Consider the following 16173-nt stretch of genomic DNA (forward strand, 5'->3'; position numbering starts at 1 on the left):
CCCCGCACAGCAAACCGGGGGGCGGCCCTAATGATTCTTGAGGATGACGGCGAGCCGCGGCGGCAGGTCGGAGCCCTTCCGTTCCGGTTCGGGCGGGACGGCAACCCGAAGGTCCTGCTCGTGACGTCGCGGGAGAGCCGGCGCTGGGTGATCCCGAAGGGTTGGCCGATGAAGGGGCGCAAGCCGTTCGAGGCTGCGGCCCGCGAGGCCTACGAGGAGGCCGGGCTGCGCGGAGCAATCGGCAAGCGGCCGATCGGTCACTACCTCTACCAGAAGCGCCTGAAGAACCTCGACGCCGTCCAGTGCCAGGTGAAGGTCTTCCCGCTCAAGGTTCGCAAGCAGCTCAAGCACTTCCCCGAGGAGAATCAGCGCGACCTGCGCTGGTTCACGCCCGCGGAGGCCGCCGAGGCGGTCGCCGAGCCGGGGCTTGCCGCCCTGATCCGCGCCGCCTGCCGCTGGTAAAACCTCCGGATGCGGCGTTGCCAACGCGGCGGCGATCCGTTATGGCCCCACTCGACCGGACGGACACGCCCCCCGCAGGGGCGCCCCGGACACCGGCTGCGGTAGCTCAGTGGTAGAGCACTTCATTGGTAATGAAGAGGTCGAGAGTTCAATCCTCTCTCGCAGCACCATTTTCACCAATCATCATCGACGCTTGACGGCATAGGCTCCATCTGAGTCTGAGCGCCAGACTGTCATGTCTGCATCGCCGTACCAGCGTTTGGCCCGGGCTGCTTCCCGAGACTGATCAAAGTCCGGCCCAGGCCGCGTGAACGGGACCGGTTGCTGTATCGGGCTTCGATGCCCCGATGAAGATCACCACCGGGCCGTGGGCGGCGCGACGGGGATCGTAGAAGTCCAGTAGGCCCGGGTTGATCCGCTGGAGGAAGTCCGGGGACCGGCCGCTCAGGCGCAGCAGATGGTCGATCACCACCTGATCGCCGTGCACGGCGTTCGGCACCGGGCCGCAGGAGCCCGGACTCATCCAGTGCTCCGGATCGGCCGCGAAGGTCGTGTAGAGGTCGGCGAGTTCGTCGCCGGACCAGCGCAGCAGCGCGCTCGAGAGGCGGCCCACATGGAAATAATCCTCCATGGCGGCTAGGCCCGGCTCGGCCAGGGCGTCGGCTGGGCCAGTCAGGACGGTGTCGAGATCGCACAGGAGCGTCGGTCCTCTGCTGAGGCCGGGGCGGAACGCCTCCATCTTGGCCCACCAGATCGGCCAGTCGTGACGAAGCGGCACCGTTTCCACGCCCGGGACGGTCACGGGCAGATCCGTGAGGCAGAGCATGCGCTCGAAGACCGGGGCGTGGCGGCGGATCCCGGCCGCGAGACGGGCGACCCACGTCGCGTCGTAGCGCCCGCCGCTCTTCAACACCGTGATCAGCGTGGCCATGATGTCAGCGTTCCTGCGGGGCTGGCGGATGCACGCGGATGCGTCCGGCCGCCTCGGCAGCGGCGAACCACGCGCGCTCTGCGGACCAGGGATGGCCGGGCCAGCCGGCGAATCCGAAGCCATAGGCCTGCGCCGGCTTTGCGTGCGCGGGGCGGCCGAGCAGCAGCGCCAGCGTCACGAGGAAGCCGGTACTCGGGTTCGGCGTCCCTGATGTCCAGGGCGCGAGCCCGGCCTGCGCCTGCGCGTGCAAGAACTCGGGCAGGAGGTGGATCGGGCGGCCCAGCGGCTGCAGCAGCGTCAGCATCTCCCGGGTCCAGCAGATCGGCTCCGGCACGTTGTGCGCCGCCGGCAGGATCGGGAAGGGCAGGATGAAGGCCTGCGCCGCGCGGACGACTGGACGCTCCAGGAAGCCCCGGTCGACCAGCCATTCCCGCGCCTGGCCGCCGCGATTGACCAAAGCGAGATGCGTGACGCGGCATCCGGTCCCGTCGCCGAAGCCCAAGGCATTGTTGAACCGCACCACACAGCCCGCCGCATCGATCGCCGGTCCGGTCGCGCCGATCCCAGGCGCGTTGCCGACGATCGCGAGGGATCCGCCGGTGGGCAGTCCGGGGACAAGGGGGTCGACGTCGGGGGGCACGTGCGGCAGGGGTTTTACGCGGAACAGCGGAGGTAAGGCGCCGGGCCGGCCCAGCCAGCCCTCCGCCGAGCGAGCCTGTTGGGGTGGAACTATGCGCCGCTGTTTCGTCTGCGCGGCCGACATGCTCGGGCCGAGCGAACGGCATCTGACCTATCCGGGCGGGCATCGCAGGACCTTCCCCCTGGCCTGCGGCGCCTGCGGGGTCCTGCTCGCGGTTGGGGCCGATCCGAAGTCGTGCCGGGCGCATCTCGCCCGCAGCTTGTCCGAACCCCTCTTCGCATCCGACCCGGCGGCGCCCTACGGCCTCGACCTCTATACCCTGCGCATCGCCGCGACCGGGCGGAGCCTCGGCATCCGTCCACTCGATGAGGCCGGTCGCACGGAACTCCGGCACCCCCATGGCACCCGGGCCGCCCGGGCGGGGCTGTTCACGCTCGAAGCGTCCGGCGGATGCATGGTCTCGCTGGGCCTGCTCTGTCGCCCGGCGGATCGGGACGACGTGCTGGCGGCGCTGCCGGTTCACGCCGTTTGGGCGGACGATGTCGCGATCCTGATCGACGGGCCGGAGATGGCCGCCGTTCCGATGCCGGTTGCCGGCTTCGCCATAGGGGCGGTGCGCGTGGCCGCCCGCCCCCTGGACGGGGATTTCGCCGCGCAGCGCAACGCGCTCCAGGGCCTCGCCCGTCACGGCTGGATGCTGCAGCTCGATTCCGACGAGGTGCTGAGCCCGGAAGCCGGCCGCCTGCTGCCCGCCCTGGCGGCCCTCGCCGAGGCGCAGGGCGTGGCCTCGATCGGCCTCGCACGGGCCAACCGGGTCGATGGCGTGCTGTCGGACGTCTTCCCGGATGTTCAATACCGGCTGAACCGCACGGGCCTGCGTTACGCGGGCCGCGTCCACGAACGGCCGGTCCTCGACGGCGGATGGCCGGAGAGCTTCATCACCCTGCACGGCCGCATCGAGCACCGTCTGAGTGGCGCCCATGTCCGGGCGCGGTCGCGGCGCTACGAGGCTCTGGATCCCGGCCGCGGACGCCCGGAGGAGGCGATCGCGCTGTTGCGCCCCTATGCCGACTGACGGATCCGCGCCGCCGCGATCGCCCGTTCGTAGAGCGCCAGGGTCTCGCGCCCGAGGCTTGCCCGATCGAAGCGGCCCGCCGCCGCCAGGGCGCGGGCGTGATACGCACGACGCAGGTCCGGATCTATGAGGAGCGGGCGCAGGGCCTCGGCCAAGGCCGGCCCGGTGGCGGTCGAGGCCAGGGGGCCGGCGCCGGGAGCGCCCACGAAGGCGCGTGCGCTCGCATCCTCCGCACAGGCGACGACCGGGCGGCCATACGCCAGGGCCTCCTGATAGACGAGGCCGAAGCTCTCGTAGCGGGAGGGGGCGAGCACCGCATGGGCCGCGGCGTAGGCTGCCGACAGGGCCTGCCCGTCGATCCGGCCGCGGGCGCGGATGTGCCGGCGCGCCACCTGCGGCAGATCGGCCGGGAGATCGTCCGGCGGTACGCCGACGAGGTCGAGCACGAAGGGCGGCAGGCTCCCCCGCGCCTGCTCCGCGCCGAGGATCGCCACGGCGGCCAGGAGCGCGTCGAATCCCTTGCGCGCCTCCGCCCGCCCGACGAAGAGCAGGCGCAGAGGCTCCGCCGTCTCCGGGTACGGGGCACCGCGGGCGGCCGCCGCGACCTCGGGCGGAAGGCTGAGGCCGATCACCGCGGCGGGCTGCCGGCCGCCCAGCCCGTAGGCCCGGGCGACGACCTCACCGTGCGCGGCGGTGTTGGCGATGAGCCCGGCGCTCCCACGGACCTGCCGGCGTTCCAGGCGGTCGGCGGTCCATCCGTCGAGGCGGTTCCTCACGGAGCCGGCCGGGTCGCGGGTGAAGGCAGCCGGCGTCGAACTGCGTGTCACCAGCGGCAAATCCCGATGGCCGGTGAGCAGCGCGGCCGGTGCGTACCAGTTCGTGGCTTCGATCACGTCGAAGGGCGCCGTGGCGTGGGCGGCGCGCACAGCTCGCCGAAACGCGAGCGGCGCGGCGAGATGCCCGGCCGAGCCCCAGAGGCGCAGGCATGCCAGGGGGCTTCCCGGCGGCAGGGCGAGGCCCATGATAGTGACGCCGTCGACCCGCGCGTGGCCCGTCCGGTCCAGGGTGAAGACCGTGACCTCCGCCCCCGCTTCGGCGAGGCTCTCGGCGATCTCGCGGGCCGCCATCGAGAGCCCGCTCGGCGATGGCGGGTAGTCCCAGGCCAGGAGAGCGGTGCGCATCAGGTGGCCAGCAGGCGGCGGTAGAGGGCGAGGTAATCGCGCGCCATGCGCTCGGCCGTGAAGCGTTCCTCGAATCGGCGGCGGATCCCGGCGCGGTCGAGCTGCCCGATCCGGGCCAGCGCCGCGACCGCCTCGGCCTCGGAGGCGACGATGAAGCCCGTCACCCCGTCCTCGACGATCTCGGGGACCGAGCCGCGATCCCACGCGACCACCGGGGTCCCGCAGGCCATGGCCTCAATCATCACGAGGCCGAAGGGCTCCGGCCAGTCGATCGGAAACAGGAGTGCCCGGGCACCGCCCAGGAGCTCGCCCTTTTGGGCATCGTCGACGGGCCCGAGGTAGGTCGCGTCCGCGCCGAGAAGGGGACGTACCTTGGTCTCGAAGTAATTCGGGTTGCCGACATCGACCGTGCCGCCGAGCCGGATCGGCAGACCGGCGGCGCGGGCCACACGGATCGCCACGTCGGGTCGCTTCTGGTCGGTCATGCGGCCCACGAAGGCGACATGATCGTTCGGCGCGGGGCGGAAACCGTAGCGGTCCCGGTCGATGCCGTGATGCACGATGCCGGCCCGGTTCGCGGCCGGGATGCCGGCCGCCTGCGCCGCCGAGATCGCCGCCACCGGTAAATCCGGAAAGCCCTGGAAGAACAAGGCCCGGTCGAGCTCGTCGACCCGCCAGTGGATGGTGGTCAGGCTGCGCCGGCGACGCGCGCCCAGCAGCGCCGCGTGCGCGAATTCGCCGTGGCAATGGACGATGTCGAAATCGTCCAGCCGCAGGCGCAGGGCCTCCAGCTGCAGGGCATCCAGGGCGGCCGGCACCCCGGGCGCGACGCGTCCGTATTGCCGCTCCAGCGCCGCGAGACTCGGATATTCGCCGACGCGCGGCAAGTCTGTCACACTGTCCGACGAGCCAAATAATGTTAGTTCAACGCCCAAGCTTCGTAGCGCCGTGCTCAAATCGTGCACAACTCGCTCGGTGCCGCCGTGATGATCCGGGGGAACGGGAAATATGTTTGGCGCGACCTGGGCAATGCGGAGCACGGCAACCTCTTTACATATGTTAAGTCGCGGCGCGTCGATCGCTGGACTGACATTAAATCCGTGGGGGCGTCCGAAAGCCGCAGCCTGCGCCTGATGTTCGTTCTGCATATCGCCCTGCAGGGCTGCCTGCGCGGCGACGGCGTCGTCTACGGGCTCACCGCCGACACCGGCGGCCATATCCGCTACCTGCTCGATCTGGTCTCGGCCTCAGCGCAGGATCATGACCTTGCGCGGATCGTGGTGGCGACGCGCCTGTTCCGCGGTCCCCTCGGTGCCGCCTATGCCGTGCCTGAAGAGCCGATCGCCGACAAGGTCACGCTCGTGCGGCTCGCCAGCGCGTCTGCGGATTATTGCGCCAAGGAAGCGATGCACGCCGAGGTTGCGTGCTTCGCCGAGAATCTCATCGCCTGGATCGCCGCGCAGGAGCGGGCTCCGGATCTCATCCACGCGCATTACGCCGACGCGGCTACGGTGGCAGCCCTCGTGGAGGACCGCCTCGGCATCCCCTTCGTGTTCACGGCTCATTCGCTCGGACGCGTGAAGGCGCGGATGCTGGGCGCGTCCCCTGTCCGCCCCGACCTCGCCTACCGGATCGCCGCCGAGGAACAGGCCCTGGCGCGGGCCCAGCTCGTCATCGCCTCGTCGCGGGACGAGGCCGAGGTGCAATATGCCGGCTATGCCGCCTACGATCCGGGCCGCGTCCGCATCCTGCCCCCGGGCAGCGACCTCGCTCGCTTCGCCGCGGCCCGTCCGAACCCCCGGATCGACGCCGCGATCGACCGCTTCCTGGACGATCCGGCCAAACCAGCCATCCTGGCGCTGACCCGGCCGGTGGCGCGCAAGAACCTCGCGGCTCTGGTGCGGGCCTATGGCGAGAACCGCGCGCTCCAAGCCCACGCCAACCTCGTGATCGTCGCCGGCACCCGTGAGGATATCGACACCCTCGACGGCGACATGGCCGCCACGATGCGCGACCTCCTGGTCCTGATCGACCGCTACGACCTCTACGGGCGCGTCGCCTATCCGAAGACCCACCGGCCGGAGGATGTTCCGGCGATCTACGCCCATGCCCGGGCGCGGGGCGGCCTGTTCGTCAACCCGGCCCTCAACGAGCCCTTCGGCCTGACGCTGCTGGAGGCCTCGGCTGCCGGCCTGCCGCTGGTCGCCACCGACAGCGGCGGCCCCAACGACATCGTCGAGACCTGCGGCAACGGGCTCCTGGTCGATCCCCGCGCGCCCGAGGCGATCGCCGAGGCCTGCCTGCGGATCCTGGGCGATCCAGCGCTCTACGCCCGCTGCGTGGCCGGCGGCGCCCGGGCGGCGGCGGCCTACGATTGGGACCGGCACGCCGCCCGCTACCACGTGCTGCTGCGCGCGCTGCTGGCTTCGGAGCCGCCGGCTCCGGCCCCCCGGCAACTCCTCGTCTGCGATATCGACAACACGCTGGTCGGCTGCGATGCGGCGCTCGGCATCTTCCGCCGGTGGCGGAGCCGGCAGGCGGGGCTCGCCTTCGGCGTCGCGACCGGCCGGTCCTTCCACAGCGCCATGGCGGTGCTGGAGCAGCAGGCGAGCCCCCGGCCCCAGGTGATGATCACCTCGGTGGGGTCCGAGATCTATCACCTCGATGCCAACGGCGTGACCTACACGGCGGACGCCGCGTGGCGCCGGACCATCGAGCCGGGCTGGGACCGGCCCGCCGTGCAGGCGGCTCTGGCCGGGCTCGACGGGCTCAGCCCGCAGGGGCCGCTGGAGCAGCGCGCCCTGAAGCTCAGCTATTTCGGCGACCCGGCGGCCGCGCGGCGTGTCCGGGGGTGCTTGGCCGAGGCCGGACTCGCCGCCCGCGTGATCCACAGTCACGGCCGGTACCTCGACGTGCTGCCGGAATCGGCCTCGAAGGGCACCGCCGTCGATCACGTCCGAACCCTGTACGACCTGCCGGAGCACGCCGTGTTCGTAGCCGGCGATTCCGGCAACGACATCGAGATGCTGGGCGCCCGCGTCCAAGCGATCATCGTGGCGAACTATTCCGACGACCTCGCGAGCCACGCCGCCCTGAAGCACTCCTACGTGGCCCGGCGAACCCATGCCCGGGGCATCATCGAGGGCGTCTCGCATTTCCGTCGGATGCTGGCCCATGTTGGCTGAGACGTCGCCTGATCCCGGGGCGGCGCCTAACCCAAGCGTCCTGACGCTGGTTCGCAACCGGGCCGACCGGCTGCGCAACCTGATGCGCGGGCTGTCCCGCCAGACCCTGCCGCCGCGCGAACTGGTGATCGCCTGGATGCAGCCCGAGCGCGCGCCGGACCTGCCCGATCCGGGCTGCCCGGTCCGGCACCTCCATGTGCCGGGCGAGCCGATGCCGCTCGCCGCCGCACGCAACCGGGCGGCCGAGGCGGCCTCGGCGGATCTCCTTGTCTTCCTCGACGTGGATTGCATCCCGGCATCCGGGCTGGTCGCGGCCTACGCGCAGGCCGCCCGGACGGCGCGGGGGCTGTTCCTCGGCGAGGTCCTCTACCTGCCGCCCGGCGCGTCCGACGGCGATCCCGATCCGCCGGCGCTCGACCGCGCGGGCCGTACCCATCCGGCCCGGCCCGGCCTGCCGGAGGCCGGTCTGCGGTCGGAACCCGATGCGGGTCAGCTCTGGGGCCTGTCCTTCGCGCTGCCGGCCGCGGCGTGGCGCGCGGCCGGCGGCATGGACGAGGCCTTCGTCGGTTACGGTGGCGAGGAGACCGACCTTGCCGCCCGGCTGGCCGCCTCCGGGCTGCCGACCTTCTGGGTCGCGGGCGCCCGCGCCTACCATCAGCACCACCCGGTCCACGTGCCACCCCTGCAGCACTTCGCGCCGATCCTCGCCAATGCGGCACGCTTCAAGGCGCGGCACGGGCGCTGGTGCATGACCTACTGGCTCGACCAGTTCCGTGCGGCCGGGCTGATCGACTGGGACGCCGAGGCCCCCGCGATCCGCCTGATCCGCCCGCCGACCGAACCCGAGATCGCCGCCGCCCTGCGGCCCGACGCCCTGTTCTCCTGACGCCGAGCCCGGACCGACCGCCATGAAGAAGCCGATCGCGTTCTTCGTCCATCACCAGGGCCGCGGCCACGCCAACCGCACGATGGCTTTGGCCACCGAATTCAGCCGAGACCGGCCGGTCTCGGTCCTGACCGCGGATCCGAGCCTGTTCGACGGCTTCACCCGCGACATCGAGATCGTGGCTTTGCCCAACATGATCGGCGCCGCGGTGCCGACCGCGCGCCTCTTCGCCGAGCCGACCCCGCAGGTGATGCACTGCGTCCCCCTGGGCCTGACCGCGATGCGCCGGACCATGCGGACCATCCTCGACCACTTGGACACGCGCGATGTCGGCCTGTTCGTGGTCGACGTCTCGGCGGAGATCGCGCTGCTCGCCCGCATCGCCAGCGTGCCGGCGGTGCAGATCCGCATGCATGGCGACCGCTCCGATATCGGCCATGTCGGCGCCTACGAGGCCTGCGTCGGGATGCTCGCCCCCTTCGACGAACGCCTGGAGCAGGACGATTACCCGGCGCGCCTGCGCGCCAAGACCTTCTACAGCGGCGGCCTGAGCACGACCGTCGACCGGGTGCCGGAGCGCGCCGAGGCCCGCACAAAGCTCGGCCTCGACCCCGCCCGTGAGATTGTCGTGGCGGTGACCGGCGGCGGCGGCAGCGGCACGCCCTACGCGCCGCTCACGGTCGCGGCCCGGGCCGCGCCGGATGCCCTGTGGCTCACCCTCGGGCCGACCCACCGTGAGGGCCACGAGACCGATTTTTCCAATCTGCGCGAACTCGGCTGGGTCGCCTCGGTGACCGATTACCTCGCCGCCGCCGACATCGTGATCGCCTCGGCGGGCGACAATACGGTCCACGAGGTCGCCCGGGTCGGCGGCCGTTTGATCGTGATGCCGGAATGGCGCTACTTCGCTGAACAGACCCGCAAGGCCGAGGCCCTGGTCCGCCTCGGCGCCGCCGTGCAGGCCCCCGTCTGGCCGGGCGATCTCCAGGGCTGGCGCGACCTCCTGGCCTGCGCACGCCGCCTCGACGGGGCCGCCCTGCGCGACCTGTACGCCCCCGAGGCGGCCGCCCGCGCCGCTGGTTGGCTCGAAGGGCTGACCGACGCGCTCTGGGACCTCGGACCCGCCGGGGCCGAACCCGCACCGCGCCCCGAGTTCGAACCGCTCCGGACCGTCGCGGCCGAATGAACGCCGCCCCTCCCCCGACCCCATCGGAGCCTCAGCGCCGCATGTCCACCGTCTCCGTCGTGACCCTCGCGAAGGGGCGTCCGGCCCACCTGCGCAACGTGCTCCTCGGCCTGGAACGCCAGACGCAAGCCCCCGCCGAATTCATCGTCGCGGTCATGCAGGACGCACCCTACGACCTGCCCGCTGTCGGCTTTCCGGTGCACCAGATCCTCGTGCCGGGCCGCGACTTGCAGCTCGCGGCCGCGCGCAACCGCGGCGTTGCGGCGGCATCCGGCGATGCCGTGGCCTTCCTCGACGTCGATTGCATCCCCGCGCCCGATCTCGTTGCCGATTACGCGCGGGGGCTCGCCGAACTCGACGGGCTCCTGATGGGCGAGGTGCTGCATCTGCCCGAGCACGCCACGACCGGCGCCTGGGACTACGACGGGCTCGACGCCGTGGCTGAGAGGCATTCCGACCGCCGGGGCCCGCCGGCCGCCGGCATCGAGATCTGCAACGATTACCGCTGCTTCTGGTCGCTCAACTTCGCGATCCGGCGGGACACCTTCCTGGCGACCGGCGGCTTCGACGAGCGCTATACCGGCTACGGCGGCGAGGACACCGACTTCGGCAAGCTCCTCGACCGGAGCGGCATCCCGATCGCCTGGATGAAGGGCGCCCGCGCCTATCACCAGTACCACCCGCACCACATGCCGCCGGTCCATCACCTCGACAGCGTGGTGCGCAACGCCGAATTGTTCGAGGCCAAGTGGGGCTACCGCACCATGGGCCACTGGCTCTACGCCTTCAAGGTGATGGGCCTGATCGACGACACGCCCGACCGGCCGATCCGCATCCTGCGCCGGCCCGACGCCGATGATCTCGCGCTGACCGGACAGCAGGGCCACCAGCCCTACACCAATTCAGCCTCGGTGATCCGCACGATTGAGGCCCGGGCGAACGAGCCCGCGCCGGTGACGGCGTGAGGATCGCGCTCCTCGCCCATCTCCGTCACCCGATCGCCCCGCCCTTCGCGGGCGGCCTCGAAGCCTACACCTGGAACCTCGTGGACGGCCTCACGGCCCGCGGCCACCATGTCGTGCTGTTCGCCTCCGGCGACAGCGACCGGCGCTTCGCCCTGGATCCCGTGATCCCGGTCCACCACGAGCGGAGTCACGCCGGCCTGGAGCACCGCGGCGATGCGGGTCTGAAGGATCATCTCGACGCCGGTTATGCGTCCGCCTGCGACCGGATCGCCGCCGGGGGTTTTGACGTACTCCACAACAACAGCCTGAGCCGCCTGCCCCTGGAACCATGGCGCACCGCCGCCATACCCACCGTCACGTCTCTGCACGTGCCACCCTTCGACGCCCTGCGCTGGTTCGTGCAGGCGAGCCCCGCCGCGGGACACCGGATCACCGCCACGTCGCAGGCGCAACGCGACGCATGGTGGCCGGACGGGGCGCCCCGGCATGCCTCGGTGCTCCACAACGGCGTCGATCCCGCCGCCTGGCCCTACCAGTCGCGCGGCGACGGCAGCGCCGTCTGGTGCGCGCGGATTGCGCCGGACAAGGGTGCCCATCACGCGATCGCGGCGGCGCGCCGGGCCGGGCTGCCGCTGACCCTGTTCGGCCCGATCGAGGAGCCCGATTACTGGGATGCGCAGGTCGCGCCACTGCTCGGCGGCACGATCCGCTACGGCGGCCGGCTCGGTGGCGCCGCCCTCGCCGCCGAGGTCGGCCGCGCCTCCGTGTTCCTGACCACGCCGTGCTGGGACGAGCCGTTCGGGCTCGCAGCGGTCGAGGCGATGGCCTGCGGCGTGCCGGTCGCGGGCTTCGCCCGGGGCGGCGTCCCGGAAATCGTCGGGGAGGCCGGCTCCCTCGCGGCGCCGGGCGACGCGGACGACCTCGCCCGCGCCATCGATGCGGCGCTCGCGATCCCGAGGCCGATCCCGCACGCGCGCGTCCAGCGGCTGTTCACCCGCGCGCGCTGGCTCGACCGCTGCGAGGCACTCTACGCGCAAGCCCGGGCTGGGGCGGCGACCGCACCCTGAAACAATCCGCACCGTCGCGTGCGCTCCTGAGCCCGAGCCCAACCATGACCCGACAGGACCTCATCGCTGCCCTGTGGCACGGCCGCGACCCCTTCGCCGACCCGCCAGCGGATCTGCGTCCCGCCGATCTCCAGGGCTGGCGCAGCATCCATCCCTACCTGGAGGAAGCGGTGATCGATCTTCGCCCGGCCGTCATCGTCGAGATCGGAACCTGGAAGGGGGCGAGCGCCCTCTACCTCGCCCGCACCTTGGCCGAGCGCGGCATCGACGGCACGATCGTCGCGGTCGACACGTGGCTCGGGGCCGTCGACCATTGGGCCGATGCGGGCCTCTTCGCGGAACTCCGCACCGAGCACGGCTTCCCGAGCCTCTACCGGACCTTCCTGGCCAACGTCCTGCGCGCGGGCATGGCCGATCGGGTGGTGCCGCTGCCCCTGGACTCCGTGAACGCCGCGGAGCTGATGCGCCTGCGCGGCGTGAGCGCCGACGTGATCCATCTCGATGCCGGCCACGAGGAAGCATCGGTGGCCGCCGATTTGCGGGCGTGGTGGCCGGTCCTGCGACCCGGCGGCCTGTTCATCGCCGACGATTACGACCGGCTCGGCGGCCGCTTCCCGGGGGTAACCCGGGCCGTGGATGCCTTCTGCGCCGAGTTTGGCGTCGCCGGTCCGTGGTCGCACCGGGGCAAGTGCAAATTCGTGAAGCCGGAATAGCGCGCAGGCCGCCGGTCATCACCGGCGGTCGAGGCGCCTCCGGCCTGCGCCGTCGTGGCGAACAGGCCGAGCGTGGCAGAATACGCGGCCGTGGTGCGATCGGGCAGGAACGATCGCTCCCCTCAAGCAGATGCCCTCATGCGCACCCCGCGCTGTGGAGCCGCTCGCATGTTCATGAAGATCGACCGCCTACTGACGGAACTCCCCGAGCCGAAGAAGCCCGAGCCGAACGCCGCCGCCGCCCTGCAGGAGCTGCTTGGCGGCAAGTACGGCGAGATGTCGACCCTCGGCAACTACATGTTCCAGAGCTTCAATTTCCGCAACAAGGAGAAGCTGCGGCCGTTCTACAGCCTGGTGTCGAGCATCTTCGCTGAGGAGATCGGCCACGTCGAACTGGTCTCGACCGGCATCGCCCTGCTCAACAACGGCCCGGGCAACCCGAAATCGAACGTCGATATCTCGAAGGCGCCCTTCGAAGACATGCAGGACATCCGGCTCGCCGGGAGCTTCCTGTCGAACGGCGGCGGCGCCATGCCGATGAATTCCAACGCCGCGTCCTGGAACATGGACATGGTGACGACGACGGGAAATCTGATCATCGACCTCCTGCACAACTTCCACCTGGAGTGTGGCGCGCGCATCCACAAACTGCGGGTCTACGAGACCATGTCGGAGCCAACCGGGCGTGAGACCTGCGCCTACCTGCTCGTGCGCGGCTCGCTGCACGCCCACGCCTATGCCCTGGCGCTGAAGAAGCTCACCGGGGTGCAGATCGAGAAGATGCTGCCGACGCCAAATATCGACCTGTCGCGCATCCCCGAGTGTCAGAAGTACCTCGACGAGGGCAAGCACCGCCGCCTCTACACGTTCAGCGAGTCGGACTACAAGGAGGCGGCTGGCGTGTGGTCGAACGACGAGGTGGCGCTGCCAGGCGACCCGCCGGGCAATCTCGAGGTGGTGGACGGCTATCCCGAGGGCGGCAAGATCCCGGAACTGGACGGCAATTACGGTGCGTTCGCGCCGGATTACGCCCCGGAGGAGATCTTCGAGATCGCCAGCAAGCTCTACAAGAAGGGGCGCTGAGCGCCCTTCCATCCCCACCCGATCGTGGGCGCCTGCCGTGACGCGGGCGCCCACGCAGGGCTTGCGTTGACCGGCGGAGAGGGCGAGACCGGGCGGCTCGGCGCCGCCCCGGGCAAGTCCCGGGCAAGTCCGTACGGTTCAGAACAAGGCGACGAAGGCCACCCCTACGGACATCAGCGCGGCGGTGACAGGCTGGCCAAGCGATGTGGACAGCCTCGCGTTCTGCCCGGGCTGGGTGGCGTTGGCGACACCGGCGAGAACCGTCAGACCGTAGAGGAACCCCATGCCTGATCAAGCCGCCGCGGGCTCGGCACAGTTTCGGCCCCGGGCGCAGATGTCACGCCCCGCGCCGGCAGCTCGAGTGCGTGGCCGGGCTTCGTGGTGCAGGCGCGATCCGGCCGGACTGCATAATTCTTGCTATTGAAGGTCGTCGGGCTCCGCGCTCGACCTCCACGCCCGCTCCGCAGTCATCTCCCCCCTCTGTCTGAGGGGCGGGCGTGGATGCCCGGCGCCCGGTCACCGCGGCGGCGGCTTCGGAGCGCCAGCGCATCCCGGCCCGAAGGGTGAAGCTTGAACTCTGCCGCCGGGCCTGTTTATTGACCAGGGGACAATTGCGGAGGTCATGTCCCGTAATAACGCGCACGTGCGGCCGCTCGTCAGGCTCGACCACACCCGGACCCGTTCCGGTACGACCGCCCGCGGCGCGCTTCGGTCCACGGATCGGCACCACGGAGCTTGGTCGCTCCGGGGCCGGGTTGGATCCGAACCCAGCGCCAGAGGCGAAGGTCCCACGCACATGACAGATACCGGCGATGAGCCAGACAAGATGGCTGAAGTTGCCGGGCTGGCGGCGGCGATTGCCGATCGCATCCTCGATCAGCATGTGGCGGGCGCGTCGATCCCGCCCGAGCAGTTCAGAATGCTCGTCCGCGCAGCCCGGATGCTGCTGGATAACGGGGTGCCGTGGCCACCATCGGTCGAGCACGTCGTGATGGAGGTCGCCCGACGCCTGCAGGATTTCGAGCCGCCCGTCACAGCCATCGCACCCTCAAAGGGCGATGACGTGGTCGTGCAACTCACGCGGAGCCTGGGCGCCGTGAAGCGGTCCTGAAGCCTGCGTTGAGCGGGCAGGTCCGTCCTACGGGAGGCCCGCCCCGATGGAGCAAAGCCCGCCGGATGTTCGTTGCGGTGTTCGGGGCGGGTGGCGTCGCCGTCTCGGTCAGGGCCATTACGGGGCCATACGTCGAGGTTGAACGCGCGTCAGGAGGTTGGCCGGTTGGCTCATGTGATCCCGATCGCCGCCGTAGGAGCGGTGGCCTTGCTGGCCTGCGGCTCCGCACGGGCGGCCTCCGACATCACCATCGCGGCGATTGCGACCGGGCGGCTCTATGTGGTCGGCACCACCGAGCAGCCGCATATGCCGGTGGTGCTGGACGGCCGATTCCGCACCGAGTCCGACGATCAGGGCAAGTTCCAGTACGAGCTGGTCTATCACCCGCCCCGCTGCGTCGTTTCGGCGGCGATCGCCGGCAAGGCCTACGACGCGGTGGTCAGCAATTGCGGCGAGCAATGCGCGCTTCCCGAGCCCAGCGACACCGGCAGGATCCGCGGCACCACCATGTCCCGCGACATCGGCGCGACCCGCAGCGTCGGCGATTCCCGGCACGCCGAGGGTCCGGGCCCGGCCCGGCCGGCGGACTCGGTGGCCGGATCCGAGGCGCCGGTCAGCGGGGATCGCGAACCGACGCCGCCCGGATCCCGCATCGTGCGACCTCCGCTTCCGCCGCAGAGGCCGACCTCCGGTCTCGGCACCTGAACGGGCGCGGTCGGTTCAGGCCGGCGACGCGAGGGGCTTGCCCTTCTCCACCGTGTAGGTTCCCGCCACGCGCGTCGATCCGGAGCCGTTTCGCAGGCTGTGCGGGGTGACGGCCGGAACCTGAAAGCTGTCGCCGGCCCGCAACGTGCGATTGGGCTGGCCGTCGACGAGCAACTCCGCCTCGCCCGCCAGGATCACCGAGGATTCGATCCCCGGATGCGTATGGCGTGCGACGGTCGCCCCGGGCGCGATTTCGGCGGCGACCTGCACGACGACGTAATGTCCGCCCGGCAAGTCCTCGGTGCTCAGGATCGTGCGCGTGACGCCGGAGGTTTGACCGGCCGGCTGCGCCTCGACCGCGACGGCCGTGAAGCCGCTCGAGAGCACGCAGAGCGCACAATTCACGAAGCTTCGTCTCGACAGCATGGGCGTCTCCTCGGGTTCGCGCGCTTGTTTGTCCCGATTGACGATCGGTCACGCGCAGCCGTTACGATGTGCCCAGTTCCGGCGACCCGTAAATGCCTGGTTGCGGGATATTTATTGGCCGCCGGATCGGATGAAAGCAGTCGCTCGCCGGACTTATGTCTGCCGTGAGCTCTGTTCGGCCGCCATCGCGTACCGGTTCCACGGCCGGCCGGCACGAAAGAGCCCGCGCCGGAGACCGGAGCGGGCTGAGTATGCCATTGGGGTTTGGGAGGCGCCAGACAACCAGAGGGGAGGCCGGGCCGCATCACCTGTTCGAAGGAGGCCTGGGCCCGCTCTGGCAGGATCTCGGCCGCCGCAGCCCGATCTAACCCAGCAGGGCGGCGAACACGGAGACGATGAGCAGGAAGGCGCCCGACGAGGCGAGCACCGCACTGCCTTCCCGATGCTGGAGGACGAAGGCACGGACTGCAGGGAACATGCACGGGACCGGAGATCAAGGATCGTCCGATCAGGGGTGCCGTCGAACTGTGCCCGTTCGAAGGCTCAGGCGGGTCCGG

17 protein-coding genes and 1 tRNA gene are annotated in these 16173 nt (G+C 70.8%); 12 read left to right on the top strand and 6 right to left on the bottom strand.

Annotated features, from left to right (window positions below; genetic code table 11):
* Window positions 1-30: 30 nt before the first annotated feature.
* Both MKK63_RS18040 and MKK63_RS18045 read left to right on the top strand, forming a co-directional pair.
* A complete protein-coding gene (locus MKK63_RS18040; RefSeq protein ID WP_244004181.1) occupies window positions 31-462 on the top strand; it encodes an NUDIX hydrolase in 432 nt (143 codons plus the stop codon).
* Window positions 463-557: 95 nt separating this feature from the next.
* A tRNA-Thr gene (locus tag MKK63_RS18045) sits at window positions 558-632 on the top strand.
* 116 nt (window positions 633-748) lie between these two features.
* On the opposite strand, the gene MKK63_RS18050 is transcribed toward MKK63_RS18045, so the two are convergent.
* Together MKK63_RS18050 and MKK63_RS18055 are read right to left on the bottom strand one after the other, a co-directional pair.
* Window positions 749-1393 (bottom strand): hypothetical protein, encoded by a 645-nt coding sequence (locus MKK63_RS18050; protein WP_244004183.1) that lies wholly within the window; start codon window positions 1391-1393, stop codon window positions 749-751.
* 4 nt (window positions 1394-1397) lie between these two features.
* The gene (locus MKK63_RS18055) at window positions 1398-2033 is read right to left on the bottom strand and encodes a hypothetical protein (protein WP_244004185.1); all 636 of its coding nucleotides are present in this window, start codon (window positions 2031-2033) and stop codon (window positions 1398-1400) included.
* A gap of 91 nt (window positions 2034-2124) precedes the next feature.
* Between MKK63_RS18055 and MKK63_RS18060 the strand changes: the two genes are divergently transcribed.
* Entirely contained in the window at window positions 2125-3108 is a 984-nt protein-coding gene (locus MKK63_RS18060; protein WP_244004187.1) for a hypothetical protein, read from the top strand.
* On the opposite strand, the gene MKK63_RS18065 is transcribed toward MKK63_RS18060, so the two are convergent.
* Together MKK63_RS18065 and MKK63_RS18070 are read right to left on the bottom strand one after the other, a co-directional pair.
* Complete coding sequence (locus MKK63_RS18065; protein ID WP_244004189.1) at window positions 3096-4289, bottom strand: glycosyltransferase family 4 protein; 1194 nt, start codon at window positions 4287-4289, stop codon at window positions 3096-3098. The genes MKK63_RS18060 and MKK63_RS18065 overlap by 13 nt on opposite strands.
* Window positions 4289-5329, bottom strand: coding sequence for a glycosyltransferase family 4 protein (locus MKK63_RS18070; RefSeq protein WP_244004191.1), 1041 nt, complete (start codon window positions 5327-5329; stop codon window positions 4289-4291). The genes MKK63_RS18065 and MKK63_RS18070 overlap by 1 nt, the downstream gene beginning before the upstream one ends.
* A 93-nt stretch (window positions 5330-5422) precedes the next feature.
* Between MKK63_RS18070 and MKK63_RS18075 the strand changes: the two genes are divergently transcribed.
* The 7 genes from MKK63_RS18075 (at window position 5423) to MKK63_RS18105 (ending at window position 13374) form a co-directional block, all read left to right on the top strand.
* Window positions 5423-7474: an HAD-IIB family hydrolase gene (locus MKK63_RS18075; RefSeq protein WP_244004216.1), complete on the top strand. Its 2052-nt coding sequence runs from the start codon at window positions 5423-5425 to the stop codon at window positions 7472-7474.
* Window positions 7464-8360: a glycosyltransferase family 2 protein gene (locus MKK63_RS18080; protein ID WP_244004193.1), complete on the top strand. Its 897-nt coding sequence runs from the start codon at window positions 7464-7466 to the stop codon at window positions 8358-8360. The genes MKK63_RS18075 and MKK63_RS18080 overlap by 11 nt, the downstream gene beginning before the upstream one ends.
* Before the next feature lie 22 nt (window positions 8361-8382).
* The gene (locus tag MKK63_RS18085; protein WP_244004196.1) at window positions 8383-9546 is read left to right on the top strand and encodes a glycosyltransferase; all 1164 of its coding nucleotides are present in this window, start codon (window positions 8383-8385) and stop codon (window positions 9544-9546) included.
* A 41-nt stretch (window positions 9547-9587) separates the two neighbouring features.
* The gene (locus tag MKK63_RS18090; RefSeq protein ID WP_244004197.1) at window positions 9588-10511 is read left to right on the top strand and encodes a glycosyltransferase family 2 protein; all 924 of its coding nucleotides are present in this window, start codon (window positions 9588-9590) and stop codon (window positions 10509-10511) included.
* Window positions 10508-11578, top strand: a complete 1071-nt coding sequence (locus MKK63_RS18095) for a glycosyltransferase (RefSeq protein ID WP_244004199.1) — start codon at window positions 10508-10510, stop codon at window positions 11576-11578. Before MKK63_RS18090 ends, MKK63_RS18095 begins: the two co-directional genes overlap by 4 nt.
* A 44-nt stretch (window positions 11579-11622) precedes the next feature.
* Entirely contained in the window at window positions 11623-12291 is a 669-nt protein-coding gene (locus MKK63_RS18100) for a class I SAM-dependent methyltransferase (RefSeq protein WP_244004201.1), read from the top strand.
* Between the two features lie 168 nt (window positions 12292-12459).
* Window positions 12460-13374 carry a manganese catalase family protein gene (locus MKK63_RS18105; protein ID WP_244004203.1) on the top strand — a complete coding sequence of 305 codons (915 nt, stop codon included), beginning with the start codon at window positions 12460-12462 and terminating at the stop codon, window positions 13372-13374.
* Between the two features lie 138 nt (window positions 13375-13512).
* Here the strand turns inward: MKK63_RS18105 and MKK63_RS18110 are convergent, their stop codons facing one another.
* The gene (locus MKK63_RS18110; RefSeq protein WP_244004205.1) at window positions 13513-13659 is read right to left on the bottom strand and encodes a DMT family transporter; all 147 of its coding nucleotides are present in this window, start codon (window positions 13657-13659) and stop codon (window positions 13513-13515) included.
* A 511-nt stretch (window positions 13660-14170) separates the two neighbouring features.
* On the opposite strand from MKK63_RS18110, the gene MKK63_RS18115 reads away from it, so the two are divergent.
* Window positions 14171-14485: a hypothetical protein gene (locus tag MKK63_RS18115; RefSeq protein WP_244004207.1), complete on the top strand. Its 315-nt coding sequence runs from the start codon at window positions 14171-14173 to the stop codon at window positions 14483-14485.
* Between the two features lie 174 nt (window positions 14486-14659).
* Window positions 14660-15190: a hypothetical protein gene (locus MKK63_RS18120; protein ID WP_409564529.1), complete on the top strand. Its 531-nt coding sequence runs from the start codon at window positions 14660-14662 to the stop codon at window positions 15188-15190.
* A gap of 15 nt (window positions 15191-15205) precedes the next feature.
* Here the strand turns inward: MKK63_RS18120 and MKK63_RS18125 are convergent, their stop codons facing one another.
* Window positions 15206-15616 (bottom strand): cupin domain-containing protein, encoded by a 411-nt coding sequence (locus MKK63_RS18125; protein WP_244004211.1) that lies wholly within the window; start codon window positions 15614-15616, stop codon window positions 15206-15208.
* Between the last annotated feature and the right edge of the window lie 557 nt (window positions 15617-16173).

This window comes from Methylobacterium sp. J-088 (genome assembly GCF_022829295.1).
Classification (GTDB): Bacteria; Pseudomonadota; Alphaproteobacteria; order Rhizobiales; family Beijerinckiaceae; genus Methylobacterium.

What these genes read in the sequence shown, in the direction of transcription:
- MKK63_RS18040 (WP_244004181.1), top strand. Translation starts at nt 31, where the DNA reads ATGATTCTTGAGGATGACGGCGAGCCGCGGCGGCAGGTCGGAGCCCTT.
- MKK63_RS18050 (WP_244004183.1), bottom strand. Translation starts at nt 1,393, where the DNA reads ATGGCCACGCTGATCACGGTGTTGAAGAGCGGCGGGCGCTACGACGCG.
- MKK63_RS18060 (WP_244004187.1), top strand. Translation starts at nt 2,125, where the DNA reads ATGCGCCGCTGTTTCGTCTGCGCGGCCGACATGCTCGGGCCGAGCGAA.
- MKK63_RS18065 (WP_244004189.1), bottom strand. Translation starts at nt 4,289, where the DNA reads ATGCGCACCGCTCTCCTGGCCTGGGACTACCCGCCATCGCCGAGCGGG.
- MKK63_RS18075 (WP_244004216.1), top strand. Translation starts at nt 5,423, where the DNA reads ATGTTCGTTCTGCATATCGCCCTGCAGGGCTGCCTGCGCGGCGACGGC.
- MKK63_RS18080 (WP_244004193.1), top strand. Translation starts at nt 7,464, where the DNA reads ATGTTGGCTGAGACGTCGCCTGATCCCGGGGCGGCGCCTAACCCAAGC.
- MKK63_RS18085 (WP_244004196.1), top strand. Translation starts at nt 8,383, where the DNA reads ATGAAGAAGCCGATCGCGTTCTTCGTCCATCACCAGGGCCGCGGCCAC.
- MKK63_RS18090 (WP_244004197.1), top strand. Translation starts at nt 9,588, where the DNA reads ATGTCCACCGTCTCCGTCGTGACCCTCGCGAAGGGGCGTCCGGCCCAC.
- MKK63_RS18100 (WP_244004201.1), top strand. Translation starts at nt 11,623, where the DNA reads ATGACCCGACAGGACCTCATCGCTGCCCTGTGGCACGGCCGCGACCCC.
- MKK63_RS18105 (WP_244004203.1), top strand. Translation starts at nt 12,460, where the DNA reads ATGTTCATGAAGATCGACCGCCTACTGACGGAACTCCCCGAGCCGAAG.
- MKK63_RS18110 (WP_244004205.1), bottom strand. Translation starts at nt 13,659, where the DNA reads ATGGGGTTCCTCTACGGTCTGACGGTTCTCGCCGGTGTCGCCAACGCC.
- MKK63_RS18115 (WP_244004207.1), top strand. Translation starts at nt 14,171, where the DNA reads ATGACAGATACCGGCGATGAGCCAGACAAGATGGCTGAAGTTGCCGGG.
- MKK63_RS18125 (WP_244004211.1), bottom strand. Translation starts at nt 15,616, where the DNA reads ATGCTGTCGAGACGAAGCTTCGTGAATTGTGCGCTCTGCGTGCTCTCG.